Origin of the sequence: Actinomadura keratinilytica (assembly GCF_039539665.1) — a bacterium.
Classification (GTDB): Bacteria; Actinomycetota; Actinomycetes; order Streptosporangiales; family Streptosporangiaceae; genus Spirillospora; species Spirillospora keratinilytica.
This window is the reverse complement of sequence record NZ_BAABDO010000046.1, coordinates 1-13,365: the sequence shown is the minus strand read 5'-3', so window position 1 is coordinate 13,365 and position 13,365 is coordinate 1. Positions and strand designations below refer to the sequence as shown.

The 13,365-nt window shown below is 73.8% G+C and carries 15 protein-coding genes and 1 tRNA gene; 11 read left to right on the top strand and 5 right to left on the bottom strand.

The window, feature by feature from the left end; all coding sequences use genetic code 11:
• The first annotated feature begins 248 nt into the window (after positions 1-248).
• The 4 genes from ABD879_RS16435 (at position 249) to ABD879_RS16420 (ending at position 2,517) form a co-directional block, all read left to right on the top strand.
• Entirely contained in the window at positions 249-656 is a 408-nt protein-coding gene (locus ABD879_RS16435) for a secondary thiamine-phosphate synthase enzyme YjbQ (RefSeq protein ID WP_345022286.1), read from the top strand.
• A 253-nt stretch (positions 657-909) separates the two neighbouring features.
• Positions 910-1,338 (top strand): DUF3052 domain-containing protein, encoded by a 429-nt coding sequence (locus ABD879_RS16430; RefSeq protein WP_345022285.1) that lies wholly within the window; start codon positions 910-912, stop codon positions 1,336-1,338.
• A 299-nt stretch (positions 1,339-1,637) separates the two neighbouring features.
• On the top strand, positions 1,638-2,096 hold the full coding sequence (locus tag ABD879_RS16425) for a peroxiredoxin (RefSeq protein WP_285496141.1): 459 nt from the start codon (positions 1,638-1,640) through the stop codon (positions 2,094-2,096).
• Positions 2,097-2,166: 70 nt separating this feature from the next.
• The gene (locus ABD879_RS16420) at positions 2,167-2,517 is read left to right on the top strand and encodes a hypothetical protein (protein WP_345022284.1); all 351 of its coding nucleotides are present in this window, start codon (positions 2,167-2,169) and stop codon (positions 2,515-2,517) included.
• Positions 2,518-2,655: 138 nt separating this feature from the next.
• On the opposite strand, the gene ABD879_RS16415 is transcribed toward ABD879_RS16420, so the two are convergent.
• Positions 2,656-3,612 (bottom strand): phosphoribulokinase, encoded by a 957-nt coding sequence (locus ABD879_RS16415; protein WP_345022283.1) that lies wholly within the window; start codon positions 3,610-3,612, stop codon positions 2,656-2,658.
• A 144-nt stretch (positions 3,613-3,756) separates the two neighbouring features.
• Here ABD879_RS16415 and ABD879_RS16410 point away from each other — a divergent pair, with 144 nt between their 5' ends.
• Together ABD879_RS16410 and ABD879_RS16405 are read left to right on the top strand one after the other, a co-directional pair.
• Positions 3,757-4,410, top strand: coding sequence for a response regulator (locus tag ABD879_RS16410; RefSeq protein ID WP_345022282.1), 654 nt, complete (start codon positions 3,757-3,759; stop codon positions 4,408-4,410).
• Positions 4,407-5,594, top strand: a complete 1,188-nt coding sequence (locus tag ABD879_RS16405) for a GAF domain-containing sensor histidine kinase (RefSeq protein ID WP_345022281.1) — start codon at positions 4,407-4,409, stop codon at positions 5,592-5,594. Before ABD879_RS16410 ends, ABD879_RS16405 begins: the two co-directional genes overlap by 4 nt.
• On the opposite strand, the gene ABD879_RS16400 is transcribed toward ABD879_RS16405, so the two are convergent.
• Complete coding sequence (locus tag ABD879_RS16400; protein WP_345022280.1) at positions 5,566-6,744, bottom strand: saccharopine dehydrogenase family protein; 1,179 nt, start codon at positions 6,742-6,744, stop codon at positions 5,566-5,568. The two genes, ABD879_RS16405 and ABD879_RS16400, sit on opposite strands and share 29 nt — an antisense overlap.
• Positions 6,745-6,823: 79 nt before the next feature.
• Positions 6,824-7,699 carry a LysR substrate-binding domain-containing protein gene (locus tag ABD879_RS16395; protein WP_345022279.1) on the bottom strand — a complete coding sequence of 292 codons (876 nt, stop codon included), beginning with the start codon at positions 7,697-7,699 and terminating at the stop codon, positions 6,824-6,826.
• Between the two features lie 126 nt (positions 7,700-7,825).
• Here ABD879_RS16395 and ABD879_RS16390 point away from each other — a divergent pair, with 126 nt between their 5' ends.
• The 5 genes from ABD879_RS16390 to ABD879_RS16370 all read left to right on the top strand — a co-directional run bounded on the left by ABD879_RS16390 (position 7,826) and on the right by ABD879_RS16370 (position 11,820).
• Entirely contained in the window at positions 7,826-9,262 is a 1,437-nt protein-coding gene (locus tag ABD879_RS16390) for a form I ribulose bisphosphate carboxylase large subunit (RefSeq protein ID WP_345022278.1), read from the top strand.
• A complete protein-coding gene (locus tag ABD879_RS16385; protein ID WP_345022277.1) occupies positions 9,262-9,699 on the top strand; it encodes a ribulose bisphosphate carboxylase small subunit in 438 nt (145 codons plus the stop codon). Before ABD879_RS16390 ends, ABD879_RS16385 begins: the two co-directional genes overlap by 1 nt.
• Positions 9,696-10,697 (top strand): CbbX protein, encoded by a 1,002-nt coding sequence (gene cbbX, locus ABD879_RS16380; RefSeq protein WP_345022276.1) that lies wholly within the window; start codon positions 9,696-9,698, stop codon positions 10,695-10,697. The genes ABD879_RS16385 and cbbX overlap by 4 nt, the downstream gene beginning before the upstream one ends.
• 69 nt (positions 10,698-10,766) lie before the next feature.
• Positions 10,767-11,675 carry a proteasome assembly chaperone family protein gene (locus ABD879_RS16375; protein WP_345022312.1) on the top strand — a complete coding sequence of 303 codons (909 nt, stop codon included), beginning with the start codon at positions 10,767-10,769 and terminating at the stop codon, positions 11,673-11,675.
• A gap of 73 nt (positions 11,676-11,748) precedes the next feature.
• A tRNA-Val gene (locus ABD879_RS16370) sits at positions 11,749-11,820 on the top strand.
• 125 nt (positions 11,821-11,945) lie between these two features.
• Here the strand turns inward: ABD879_RS16370 and ABD879_RS16365 are convergent.
• Together ABD879_RS16365 and ABD879_RS16360 are read right to left on the bottom strand one after the other, a co-directional pair.
• Entirely contained in the window at positions 11,946-12,581 is a 636-nt protein-coding gene (locus ABD879_RS16365) for a tyrosine-type recombinase/integrase (RefSeq protein ID WP_345022275.1), read from the bottom strand.
• The gene (locus ABD879_RS16360; protein ID WP_345022274.1) at positions 12,542-13,102 is read right to left on the bottom strand and encodes a tyrosine-type recombinase/integrase; all 561 of its coding nucleotides are present in this window, start codon (positions 13,100-13,102) and stop codon (positions 12,542-12,544) included. The genes ABD879_RS16365 and ABD879_RS16360 overlap by 40 nt, the downstream gene beginning before the upstream one ends.
• Between the last annotated feature and the right edge of the window lie 263 nt (positions 13,103-13,365).

Below are 13,365 nucleotides of genomic sequence, written 5' to 3'. Positions count from 1 at the left end.
GCGGGGCGCGGCAGGCGCGCGCCGGGCGTGTCCGCCGATCGATCTCGACATCCCGTAGTCATAACCACGGTGCGTGATCGCAATCATGTGCTCCGCCGGGACCCCGGTGAGGGCGTCGCCCGGGCGGCGCGTCCGGAACCGGCCGCGGCTGAGCGGGGGGCGGGCGGGGCGCTGGCCGGTTGCGGTCTCGGCGCGCCCGGCCGGGCGATCATGCATCGGGGGCGGGGGATGGGGTAAACAAGCGGGTCATGAAGAGCGTCGTGGTGCGGGTGACCACTGGGAACCGGGACGTCGTGCACGACATCACCGCCGAGTGCGAGCGGTTCGCCGCCGAGGCGGGCGAGGACGGGCTGCTGCACGTGTTCGTCCCGCACGCCACCGCGGGGGTCGCGCTGATCGAGCTGGGCTCGGGCAGCGACGACGACCTGCTGGCCGCGCTGCGCGACCTGCTGCCGGCCGACGACCGGTGGCGGCACGCGCACGGCTCGCGCGGCCACGGGCGGTCCCACGTGCTGCCCGCGATCGTGCCGCCGTACGCGACGATCCCCGTCGTGGGCGGGCGGCTGGCCCTCGGCACCTGGCAGTCGGTGGCGCTCGTCGACCTCAACGTCGACAATCCCGAGCGGCAGGTCCGGCTGTCCTTCCTTGCGGGCTGAGCATGGATTGTTACGCTCGGTGGGTGTCCAGTGACCGTCCCGGCGGCGTTCCCGCCAATGGGCCCGGCAAATGCCCGGAAGACACTTGCGCTAGGGCCCCTCACTTGTGTGGACTGTCCCGCAAACACCGCAGCGGTGTCAGACTCGGACACGTGGAATGTGCCGCGCCCCCGCGCCCCGGCCGGTGCGCAGGGGCCTCCGCTCGGGGGCCGGGAAAGGTACCGCGCGGGCTATCGACCATGGGAGGACTTTCGTGAGCGCGACCGCGGGTCAGGCGCAGACTGAGCGCAGCCTGGCCGAACGGCTCGGCTTCCAGCCGGACCAGGTGGTGCAGGAGATCGGTTTCGACGACGACGTCGACGAGGAGCTTCGTTCCTCCGTCGAGGCGGTCACGGGGAACGAGCTGGTCGACGAGGACTACGACGACGTGGTCGACGTCGTGCTGCTGTGGTGGCGGGAGGACGACGGCGACCTGTTCGACGGACTCACCGACGCGCAGGTTCCGCTCACCGACGGGGGATACATCTGGCTGCTCACGCCCAAGGCGGGCCGTGAGGGGCATGTGGAGCCCAGCGACATCGGCGAGGCCGCCCGCAGCGCGGGACTGACCCAGACCAAGAGCGTCAGCGCGGCCGCCGAGTGGTCGGGCACGCGCCTGGTGCCGCCGAAGGCGCGCAAGTAGCCAGGCCGCGGGCGGCCCGCCGCCCGCCGGCGCCCGCTCCACCGGGACCGGGCCACGCGAAACCGGGCCGTGACGGCCGGGCCGTGACGGTCGGCCCGCGGCGCCGGGTGGCATGACGACCGTGTCACGACGACTGCGCGGCCCCGCTTCCGGCGCGCCGTGCGGCGGGCGGGGTGGGCGGCCGCCGCGCCGGCGGGAGGTGGCAGACTGGGCCGCGACGCGCCGTGGTGCGCGCACGTCCCCGTGACCGCGGGGACGAGGAGTTCCCCGCCGCGAGCGGGGCGATCCGCGGGAGAGGCATGGCGGTTGAGGTTGGCGACAGCGCGCCGGACTTCGAGCTGAAGGACCAGCACGGCACCCCGGTGAAGCTGTCGGACTACCGGGGCCGGAAGAACGTCGTCCTGGTGTTCTACCCCCTGGCGTTCAGCGGCGTGTGCACGGGCGAGCTGTGCACGATCCGCGACGAGCTGCCGACGCTGGGCGGCGACGACGTCCAGGTGCTGGCGGTGTCGGTCGACTCGATGTTCTCGCTGCGGGCCTGGTCCGAGCAGGAGAAGTACCAGTTCCCGCTGCTGGCGGACTTCTGGCCGCACGGCGGGGTGGCCCGCAGCTACGGGGTGTTCGACGAGGAGCGCGGCGTGGCGCTGCGCGGCACGTTCATCATCGACACCGAGGGCGTCGTCCGCTGGAAGGTCGTCAACGCGATCCCGGACGCGCGCGACATCGACGAGTACCGCAAGGCGCTCGCCGCTTTGTAGGCCGTCCCGGGCCGGGCCCGGCCGCGCGCCGGCCGGGCCGGTCCGAACCCTTCGCACCCCTGGAGGTGTGATGCCCTGCTTCCGATGCGGGGCGCGGCAGACCGACCCCGTCCGCGGCGCGAGCCCGTGGAAGCGCGGGGTCCGGGCGGACCGCCAGGTGCTGATCTGCCCCCGCTGCCAGGCCGAACACGACTGGACGGCCGAACTCGACCAGTGCGACGCCTGCGGCTCCACCGTGCTGACCTGCCGCCTCGGCGAGGTGGAGTGCCGCGACTGCGGGCACACCCGCGAGGCCGTCCGCGACGACGAGCGCCCCGGCGACCTGGTGCCGTCCGGCGGCGCCGGACCGGTCGACGCCGACCTGTCGCAGGAGGTCGCGGCGGCGCTGTCGCGCGTCCTCAAGCGCGGCCCCGTCCGCTGACCCGGCCCGCCGCCGGGCCCGCCGGTCCCCAGGGGCCGGGAGGGCGCCCGGCGCCGAAGTGAACGAACGCCCTCCCGGCGGCCGCGGCCGCGCGGCCCGGACGTCCGGGGCCTCCCCGCGCGTCCGCGGTGGCCGCCCTCAGGCGGCCTGGCCGTCGCCCGCCTCCAGCAGGTGGTAGAGCAGCAGCAGCTGGGTGATCGCCAGGGGGTCGCTGGCGGTGCCGTCGGACAGGCGGCCCAGGGCGTCGCGGTCGATGCCGTCGCCCGCGCGCGGCCCCAGGCGCTCCCAGATGGCCTTCTTGACGACCTGCGACTCCTCGGGCGACACGTACCCGTGGACGTGCAGCGCGTCCACGGGACGGCCGTCGGTGTCGCGGCGCAGCCGCAGGTGCATGGCGGTCCCCGGCTCCTTGAGCACCTCGGCCAGCTCGGGGTGGTCGATGGTGGGGCGCAGCAGCAGCTCGGCCGACAGGGGCGTGCCGGGCGGGTCGGCGCGTTCGGCGACGGGCGCGAACCGCACCACGATGTCGGCCCAGCGGCGCTGCGGGCGGATGAAGGCGGCGCTCTCCGGCTCCCGCCGGTCGAGTTCGCGGCGCACCTGGTCGGGGGTGTAGCCGCGGGTGCGGCAGTCGCGGTCGATCTTCCAGCGGTGCCGCAGGTGCTCGGGCGGGTCGAGGTAGACGGTGATGTCGAAGCACGCCCGCGCCAGCCGGGTGTGCAGGGGGAGCAGCCCTTCGACGATCACGAATTCGCGCGGCCGGACCAGCTCGGGGCGCACCAGCCGCCCGGTGGTGTGGTCGTACACCGGTTTGAGGATCGGCTCGCCCATCGACAGCAGCTGCAGGTGCTGCTCCATGATGTCGATGTGGTTGCAGTCGGGGTGCAGGGCGGTGAAGGGCTTGTCCCGGCGTTCGGCGCGGTCGTAGCGGTGGTAGTCGTCCACGCAGACGGCCGTCATCCGGTCCGCCCCCAGGCACTGCACCAGGCCCCGGGTGAGGGTCGTCTTGCCCGCCGCGCTGTCCCCGGCGATGGCGAGCATGACGGGCCGGCGGGCCGCGCCGCGCGCCCGCAGCATGTGCACGATCCGATGGGGCACCTGGCCTCCTCAGCGTCCCGCGGTGGTCGTCGGTGCCCGCGAGGCTAGGCCGCCGCCTCCGCCCGCCGCGTCCCCCGAGCAGGGGATTCGCGGGGTGAAACCCTCCCTACTGGCGGGTAGGCAACGGCTTGTTATCTTTCCCGAATGGGGCCCATTCGCGTCGTCCTGGTCGACGACCACGAGATGATCCTCGCCGGGCTGAAGGCCATGCTGGCCGGCTTCTCCGGGCGCGTGCGCGTGGTCGGGCAGGCGGGTGCCGGGAAGGAGGCCACCCGGCTGGTCACCTCGCTGCGCCCGGACGTGGTGCTGCTGGACGTGCGGCTCGGTCCGGAGAGCGGCCTGGACCTGTGCCGCACGCTGACCCGCCAGGCTCCCGGCTCGCGCGTGGTGTTCCTTTCGGTGTACGACGACGAGCAGTACGTCTTCGAGGCGCTGCGCGCCGGAGCCGGCGGCTACCTGCTCAAACGGGTCGACGGGCCGGAGCTGGTCAAGCGCCTGGAGGAGGTGGCGCAGGGCGAGACGGTCGTCGACCCGACCCTGGCGGGCCGGATGGCGGTCACCGCCGCCCGGCTGGGCCGCGGCGAGTTCTGGCCGGGCGCCGGGCGCGGGCTCACCCAGCGCGAGAGCGAGGTGCTGGCGCTGCTGGTCGGCGGGCTGTCCAACCGGGCCATCGCGGCGCGGCTGGTGCTGAGCGAGGAGACGGTCAAAAGCCATCTGCGCGCCCTTTACCGCAAGCTGGAGGTGACCGACCGGTCGGCCGCGATCGCCGTCGCCCTGCGCGAGGGCCTGTTCCGGTGACCGCGCCGCCGCTGGAGCTGCTCGCCGCGCGCGGCACCGACCTGCTGCTGCGCGTGGTCGCGGTGGCGTGCGCGGCCCGGGAGCTGCCGCAGCTGGCCGAGGAGCTGGCCGGGCTGGTGGTCCGGTCGGCCGAGGCGCTGACGTTCTGCGACGTGTACGTCCTGGACGCCGACGACCGGGCGCTGGAGGCCCCCGGCCGCCCGCGCGTGCCGCTGGGCGACGGCGACGCCGGCTGGGTGGCCGCCCACGGACGCGCCCGCCGGCACGCCGACGGGCGGGGCGTCGCGATCCCCGTGCACGGCGACGACGCGTCCACGATCGCCGTGCTGGACGTGCGGTCCGCCGGCCCCTGCCGGGAGCGGGACGTGGCGCTGGCGACCGCGCTGGCCGGGCTGTTCGGGCCCGTGCTGTCGTCGTGCCGCCGGCTGCGCGCCGCCGAGCAGCGCGAACTCGCCGCCGAGCGGTTCGCCGAACGCGCCGTGGAGGTGCAGGAGGCCGAGCGGTCCCGGCTGAGCCGCGAGATCCATGACGGCATCGCCCAGCGGCTGGCCGGGCTCGGGTTCCACCTGTCGGCGGCCGAGCGGGCGCTGCCCGACCACCATCCCGAGGCCGCCGAGCAGATCGCCCTGGCCCGGCGGCTGTGCGAGCTGGCCGCCGCCGAGACCCGCGCCGCGATCGGGGGGCTGCGCCCGCCGGTGCTGGACGACCTGGGCCTGTCCGCGGCGCTGGCCACGCTGGCGCGCGAGGCGGGCGCGGCGAACCTGGACGTCACCGTCACGGTCACCGGGGAGCTGGACGACGCGCTGCCCGACCACGTGCAGACCGCGCTGTACCGGATCGCGCAGGAGGCGGTGGGCAACTGCCTGCGGCACGCGTCGGCCACCTGCGTGGACCTGCTGCTGGAGCACGACCGCGACCGGGTGCGGCTGGCCGTCACCGACGACGGCGTGGGCTTTCGCGTCCGGGACGTGGTCGCGCCCGGCCGCCGCCCGGGCTCCTACGGACTGCGCGGCATGGCCGAACGCGCCGAGCTGCTCGGCGGCCGGGTGTCGGTGACCAGCCGCCTGGGCGTCGGCACGACGGTCGAGGCCGTCGTGCCGGTGCCGGCCTCCCGCCGCCGCGGCCCGGCGGGCGGGCGCGGCGGCGGGCAGGCGGTCAGCCCTTTCGCAGGACGCGGAAGGTGATGCCGGCCCGCACCAGCCGGTCCAGCAGCGCGTCGCCCATGGCCGCGGCGGGGGTGACCTGCCCCGACGTCTTCGGCAGGTCGTCGTGCGCCAGGCACAGCGCCGACTCGGCGAGCATCTTGGCGGTCTCGTCGTAGCCCGGGTCGCCGCCCGCCACCTCGGTGACCACCCGTGCGCCGCCGCCCTCGCCGACGAACGTCAGCCGGAACCAGCTCCGGGCGCGCGTCTCGGGCGACGGGCCCTGGCCGGGGGTCCGCATGTTCAGCAGCAGTGCGCGGGTGGGCGGGAGCTGCGCCAGCGCCATGGCGGCCGCGGCGCCCGCCGCCATGCCGAGGGCGGTCGGCAGCCGCCGCACCGCCAGGTACATGCCGAAGGCGAAGTCGGGGCCGTAGCGGTCCAGCGCGGCGGCCGACCGGGCCACGATGTCCGGGTCGAGGGTCGGCATCGGCAGCGTCCACCCGGAGCCGAGGCGGGTGTGCGGGACGGGCCGCTGCGACACGCGCACCCGGCGTCCGGCGGGCCACACCTCCGCGCGGCGGCGCTCGCGCCGGGCGCGCCACATGCCGGGCAGGTCGGCGGCCACCCCGATCGCCGAGTGCCAGGTGCCGCCGGACGGGTCGATCCTCACCCGGACGAACTCCTCCACCCGCACCGGCACGCCCTCGGGCAGCTGCTTGACGGTGAAGTAGACGCCCAGGTCGTGCGGGATCGAGTCGAAGCCGCAGGCGTGCACGAGGCGGGCGCCGCTCGCGGCCGCCTCCTCGTGGTAGCGGACGTACATGCGGTCGACGAACGCCGGCTCGCCGGTCAGGTCCAGGTAGTCGGTGCCCGCGCGGGCGCACGCGGCCACCAGCGGCTCCCCGTACCTGGCGTACGGGCCCACCGTGGTGACCACCACGCGGGCGGACGCGGCGATGTCCAGCAGCGACGCCGCGTCGGTGGAGTCGGCGTACAGCAGCGGCAGGTCCGCGCAGGCCGGGCTGCGGGCGGCGAGGCGGTCGCGCACCGCCTCCAGGCGGCCCCGGTTGCGGCCCGCCAGCGCCCAGCGGGTGCCCGGCGGGGCGTGCTCGGCCAGGTACTCGGCCGTCAGCCCGCCGGTGAACCCGGTGGCGCCGAACAGGACGATGTCGTACGGGTGGTCGGCGGTCATGGCGACCCCTTCCCGTGCTGATCGGTTGCGATGGCGAAGGATGAGTCGAATGTGATTCTGGCGTGCCGCCGCCCGGCGATCACGGACCTTCCGCGGGTGTCCACCCCGGCGCGTCGACCAGATGGCGGACGAACAGCCGGGCCGTCGGGGTGAGGGACGGCCCCGCCACGGCGTGCCAGGGCCGCTGCAGCGGCATGCCGGGGGCGTCCACGACCACCAGCCGCCCGTCGGCCAGCTCGGCGCCGACCGCATCCCGCGACACCAGCGCCACCCCCAGCCCCGCGGCCGCCCCGGCGATCACCGCGCCGTTCGAGCCCAGCACCAGGCGCGGCGGGGCGGCGTCGCGGTCGGCCAGGTACGCCTCGGCCGTCGCCCGCGTGCCCGACCCCGGCTCCCGCATCACCCACGGGGTGGTGCCCAGCGCGAACCCGGCCGCCACCGCGGGGGAGCCCACGACCACCAGCTCGTTGGGCCGGCGGGCCAGCACCTTCGCCGGCACGCCCGCGGGCGGCCGTCCGGCCAGCACCAGATCGGCCCGGTGGTCGGCGAGGCCGCCCCACACCTGGCGGCTCGGCCCCACCTCCACGGCCACCTCGACGTCGGGCAGCCGCGCGCGGAACGAGGCCAGCAGCCCGGGCAGCAGCTGGTCGGCGGCGGTCGCCACGGCCGCCAGCTGCAGCGAGCCGCGCGCCGGGTCGGCCGCGCCGCGGGCCGCGGCCCGGCCCTGCTCCAGCAGGCCGAGCACCCGCCGGGCGTACGAGGCGTAGGCGGCGCCGGCCGGGGTCAGGCGCAGCCCCCGCCCGTCCCGCTCCACCAGCGGCACCCCCACCTCCCGGGCCAGCGCCGCGACCGCCGCCGACACCGCCGACTCGGTGACGTACAGCCGCTGCGCCGCCGCCCGCACCGACCCGGTGTCGGCGACCGCCGTGAACGACCGCAGCCGCGCCTCGGTCATCCCGTCCCTCCCGCAGGTTCAAACGATCGGTTGATGGTCACCGCAGAAGACTTGATGGACATTGCAAGTATCGGCAGGGCACGCTCGAACCGTCCACCCACTGCGGACCACGGACGGGAGCGGACGATGAGCAGCGCGGACAGATGGTCGGCGGGCGTGATCCCGTACGCCGAGATGGGGTACTGGCGGCCCGACTACCAGCCCAAGGACACCGACGTGCTGGCGGCGTTCCGGATCACCCCGCAGCGCGGCGTGCCGCCGGAGGAGGCGGGCGCCGCCGTCGCGGGCGAGTCGTCCACCGCCACCTGGACCGTCGTGTGGACCGACCGGCTCACCAGCTACGACACCTACCAGGGCAAGTGCTACCGGGTGGAGGCCGTGCCCGGACGCGAGGGCGAGTTCATCGCCTACGTCGCCTACGACCTCGACCTGTTCGAAGAGGGCTCGATCGCCAACCTGACCAGCTCCATCATCGGCAACGTCTTCGGCTTCAAGGCGCTCCGGGCGCTGCGGTTGGAGGACATGCGCATCCCCCCGCACTACGTCAAGACGTTCCAGGGGCCCGCGCACGGCATCGTCATGGAACGCGAGTACCTCGGCAAGTTCGGCCGCCCCCTGCTCGGCGCCACCGTCAAACCGAAGCTGGGCCTGTCGGCGCGCAACTACGGGCGCGTGGTGTACGAGGCGCTGCGCGGCGGCCTGGACTTCACCAAGGACGACGAGAACATCAACTCCCAGCCGTTCATGCGCTGGCGCGACCGGTTCCTGTTCTGCATGGAGGCCGTCGACCGGGCGCAGGCCGCGACCGGCGAGGTCAAGGGCCACTACCTGAACGTGACCGCCGCCACCATGGAGGACATGTACGAGCGGGCCGAGTTCGCCCGCGACCTCGGCAGCGTCATCGTCATGATCGACCTGACCGTCGGGTACACCGCGATCCAGTCGATGGCCCGGTGGGCGCGGCGCAACGGCGTCCTGCTGCACCTGCACCGCGCCGGGCACTCCACCTACACGCGGCAGAAGACGCACGGCGTCAACTTCCGCGTGCTCGCCAAGTGGATGCGGCTGGCCGGCGTCGACCACATCCACGCCGGCACCGTCGTCGGCAAACTGGAGGGCGACCCGGGCAGCGTCGCCGGTTTCTATGACACCCTGCGCCTGAACCGCGTCGAGGCCGACCCGCGCAAGGGCCTGTACTTCGACCAGGAGTGGGCGTCGCTGCCGGGCACCATGCCCGTCGCGTCCGGCGGCATCCACGCCGGGCAGATGCACCAGCTGCTGCACCACCTCGGCGAGGACGTCGTGCTGCAGTTCGGCGGCGGCACCATCGGCCACCCCATGGGCATCGCCGCCGGCGCCACCGCCAACCGCGTCGCCCTGGAAGCGATGATCAAGGCGCGCAACGAGGGCCGCGACTTCCTGGCCGAGGGCCCCGACATCCTGCGCGCCGCCGCCCGGCACAGCCGCGAGCTGGACGTGGCGCTGTCCACCTGGGGCGACGTGACGTTCACCTACGAGTCCACCGACACCCCCGACGTCGTCGAGACCCCTGTGAGCATCTGATGCGCATCACCCAAGGCACCTTCTCCTACCTGCCCGACCTCACCGACGACGAGATCGCCGCACAGGTCGCCTACGCCCTGGAACGCGGCTGGCCCTGCTCGGTCGAGTTCACCGACGACCCGCACCCGCGCAACACCTACTGGGAGATGTGGGGCCTGCCGATGTTCGACCTCGCCGACCCCGCCGGGGTCGTCCACGAGGTCAACGAGTGCCGCAGGGCCTACCCGGACCACTACATCCGCCTCAACGCCTACGACGCGAGCCACGGGCGGCAGACCACCGCGCTGTCGTTCATCGTGCAGCGCCCGGCCGACGAGCCCGGCTTCCGCATCGACCGCGAGGAGACCCGCGACCGGCAGGTCCGCGTCCGCCTCCACCCGTACGCGCTCGACCGGCCCCGAGGGGCCCGCCGCGCCTCCGCCGAGGAGCCGGATTGAGCGGCAGGCTCGGATTCGGCATGCGGCCGTCCGAGAACGGTTCCCCGGCGACTCCAACGCCGCCGGGCGCCGGGGAACCGCCGCCCGCTCCGCCCGCGCCGCCGCTTGCGGCCGCGCCGCTGCCGCCGGACGCCCGCATCGACCTGGCGGCCGAACGCGCCGCCTCCCGCGTCGACGACGTCCTGGACGCCCTCGACGCCGACCTGGTCGGGCTGGCCCCCGTCAAGGACCGCATCCGGGAACTCGCCGCGCTGCTGCTGGTCGACCGGGCCCGCGCCCGCTTCGGCATCGGCAGCGGCCGCCCCAACCTGCACATGTGCTTCACCGGCAGCCCCGGAACCGGCAAGACCACCGTCGCCACCCGCCTGGCCGAACTGCTGCACCGCCTCGGCTACGTCCGCCGCGGCCACCTCGTCGCGGTCACCCGCGACGACCTCGTCGGCCAGTACGTCGGGCACACCGCCCCCAAGACCAAGGAGGTGCTCAAACGCGCCATGGGCGGTGTGCTGTTCATCGACGAGGCCTACTACCTCTACCGCGCCGAGAACGAACGCGACTACGGCCAGGAGGCCATCGAGATCCTCCTCCAGGTGATGGAGAACCGGCGCGACGACCTGGTGGTCGTCCTGGCCGGCTACAAGGACCGCATGGACGCCTTCTTCGCGTCCAACCCCGGCATGAGCTCCCGCATCGCCCACCACATCGACTTCCCCGACTACACGCCGCCGGAACTGGAGGCGATCGGGCACCTCATGCTGGAACGCGACGGCTACGTCCTGTCGCCCGACGCCGTGCCCGTCTTCCGCGACCACCTCCGGCGCCGCCGCGCCCAGCCCCGCTTCGCCAACGCCCGCTCCGTCCGCAACGCCATCGAACGCGCCCGGCTGCGCCACGCGGGCCGCCTCGTCGCCGCCGGCGGCACCGCCGGACGCGACGACCTGATCACGCTGCGTCCCGAGGACTTCGCCGCCGGCCCCGTTCACCCTGCGCGAGAATGAACGCGTCAGGGAAGCGCCCCGCCATGTCCTAGTGTTGAGTGCGTCGGCATGAGGAATGTGGGGGAGACGGTGCGCAACCCTGAGGATCTGTACGAGCTGGACACCGACCTGCCGGAGCTGTCCGGACCGGTGCTGCTGCACAGCCTCGACGGCTTCGTCGACGCGGGGTCCACCGGGCAGCTCCTGCGCGAGCACCTCCTCGACGCGCTGGACCACCGCGTGATCGCGCGCTTCGACGTCGACTCGCTGCTGGACTACCGGGCCCGCCGCCCGATGATGGTCTACGACCGCGACCACTGGGCCTCCTACGACGCCCCCCAACTGGTCGTCCACCTGCTGCGCGACGAGGTCGGCACCCCGTTCCTCCTGCTCAGCGGGCCCGAACCGGACCGGCTCTGGGAGGGCTTCACCGCCGCCGTCCGGCACCTGGTCGAACGGCTGGGCGTCCGCCTCGTCGTCGGCTTCCACGGCATCCCCATGGGCGTGCCGCACACCCGCCCGGTCGGCCTGACCTCGCACGCCACCCGCTCGGAGCTGGTCTCCCGCACCCCCTGGTTCGACAAGGTCCAGGTGCCCGGCAGCGCCGCCGCCCTGCTCGAACTGCGCCTGGGCGAGGCGGGCCACGACGCGGTCGGCTTCGCCGTCCACGTCCCCCACTACCTCGCCCAGGCCGCCTACCCGGCCGCCGCCGTCGCCGCCCTGGAGGCCGTCGTCTCCGCCACCGGCCTGGTCCTGCCCTCCGACCGCCTGCGCGAGGCCGCCGCCAAGACCGACGCCGAGATCGCCCAGCAGATCGCCGGCAACGAGGAGGTCGAGAAGGTGGTGCGCGCCCTGGAGGAGCAGTACGACGCCTTCGCCGGCGCCGCCGACCGCGAGAGCCTGCTCGCCGAGTCCCAGGACATGCCCACCGCCGAGGAGATCGCCGCCCAGTTCGAGCGCTTCCTCGCCGAGCAGGACGGCCCCGACGCCCAGCCCTGATTTCCGTTTCGCGATCGGCCCCCCCGACCGGGTACGCTTGCCCGGTCACCGGGATCTCTTCCCGGTCCCTCCCGGGCGCATAGCTCAGTGGTAGAGCACTCGCCTTACAAGCGAGGAGTCGCAAGTTCGATCCTTGCTGCGCCCACGATGCGGCCGACGCTGGTCGGCGCTGTGCGCCTTCCCCGTAGCCCGCAGTGCCCTTCGGGGGGACGACCCCCCAAACCCCCCGTCGGCTCCCCGCAACCGAGTCTGCGTGCCATTGGCGTGCCATTAGCCCGTGCGGGCGAGTGCTCCGGTGGACCCGTCGCCGTCCTGGTCGGCGTTGTTGATCTCGGCGTCGATGGCGTTGGCGATGGCGCGGTTGCCGCCCGCCGACTTGTGCTGGTAGATCATGGCCGCTCGCACGCTGTCGTGCCCCAGGCGCTCCATGAGGTCCCGCAGGCTCGCGCCTGTGTCGGCCGCGAGCATGTTGCCGGTGTGTCGAAGATCATGGAAGTGCAGGCCGGGTGCGCCGATCTCGGCCACCGCGTCGCCCCATCTGGTCGCTCGCCGGAAGTTGGCCCGTCGCAGGTTGCCGCCCCGCTTGCCCGTGAAGACCAGCGCGGTCTGCTCCGGCCCGGTGTACTTGTCCAGGTGTTCGCGCAGCGCGGGGAGGATGGAGCGGGGGAGTGCCACGGTCCGCACGCCTGCGCGTGACTTGGGCGGTCCGATGAGCAGTTCGCCGGTGTCGAGTTCGACCTGGGCTTGCCGCACCGAGACCGTACCGGCGTCAGCGTCCACGTCCATCCGGCGGAGGGCCGCGATCTCGCCCCAGCGCAGGCTTGCGAAGGTCGCCAGCAGCACCACGGCGCGCAAGTGGTCGGGCATCAGGTCGGCCAGCTCGAAGACCTGCGCCACCGTGAGCACCGGCCGTTCGTTCGGCTTCTCTTCACCGGCACCGCGGATCCGGCACGGGTTGCGCGGGTGATCAGGTCGTCGGCCGCCGTCATGAGGACCGCACGCAGGAACCGGTACGCCTTCGCCACATCGGAGGCCCCCACCCCTGCTTCGATCAGCGCCGCGCGCCACTCCCGGACGCTCGCCGTGTCGATCTTCCCCAGCTCCACATTGCCGAGATACGGCGCGATGTGGCGTCGCAGCAGCCCCGAGTGGATTTCGACCGTCCGGGGCCGCAGGTTCGGCCGCTCCGTGATCCACTTCGCCGCGTAGCCCTTGAGGTCGACCTTGGCGCGCTTGGGGTCGGTCCACTCGCCCGAGATCAGCTTTGCTTCGATGAGCGCAAGCTGCTGGTCGGCCTCGCGTTCGGTCGCGAACGTGCGGCTTCCCGGGCGAATGATGCCGTCGGGACCCGGATACCTGATCTGGAACCGGCCTGACGGGAGCTTGCGGATGTTGCCGAAGCGTCGTCTGCCTCGCTTCCTCGCCATTCAGGCAGCCCCTGACGTCGTTGCCGAAAGTTTGTCAGCGCCTCGTTGAGCTGTCGCCGCCGAGTGATGGGTGCGTCTATCAGCAGCAGCAGTCGATAGTGGGCGGGTTTGACGTCTGGGGCACCGGGTTTGGCGCGTTCTTAGAGGTACCGGCGGTCGAACAGCACCACGTGCAGGGGTTCGGCGTCGTCGTCCTGGTCGAGGGCGCCAAGCGCCTCATCCCAGGTCGGGAGCACTTCACCGGTGCGGGGTTCGACGTAGCC

Bases quoted from the DNA above. Each gene is read 5' to 3' on its own strand.
- ABD879_RS16435 (WP_345022286.1), top strand. From the start codon at position 249: ATGAAGAGCGTCGTGGTGCGGGTGACCACTGGGAACCGGGACGTCGTG.
- ABD879_RS16395 (WP_345022279.1), bottom strand. From the start codon at position 7,699: ATGACCGAGGCGCGGCTGCGGTCGTTCACGGCGGTCGCCGACACCGGG.
- ABD879_RS16400 (WP_345022280.1), bottom strand. From the start codon at position 6,744: ATGACCGCCGACCACCCGTACGACATCGTCCTGTTCGGCGCCACCGGG.
- ABD879_RS16390 (WP_345022278.1), top strand. From the start codon at position 7,826: ATGAGCAGCGCGGACAGATGGTCGGCGGGCGTGATCCCGTACGCCGAG.
- ABD879_RS16385 (WP_345022277.1), top strand. From the start codon at position 9,262: ATGCGCATCACCCAAGGCACCTTCTCCTACCTGCCCGACCTCACCGAC.
- ABD879_RS16420 (WP_345022284.1), top strand. From the start codon at position 2,167: ATGCCCTGCTTCCGATGCGGGGCGCGGCAGACCGACCCCGTCCGCGGC.
- ABD879_RS16425 (WP_285496141.1), top strand. From the start codon at position 1,638: ATGGCGGTTGAGGTTGGCGACAGCGCGCCGGACTTCGAGCTGAAGGAC.
- ABD879_RS16360 (WP_345022274.1), bottom strand. From the start codon at position 13,102: ATGGCGAGGAAGCGAGGCAGACGACGCTTCGGCAACATCCGCAAGCTC.
- ABD879_RS16410 (WP_345022282.1), top strand. From the start codon at position 3,757: ATGGGGCCCATTCGCGTCGTCCTGGTCGACGACCACGAGATGATCCTC.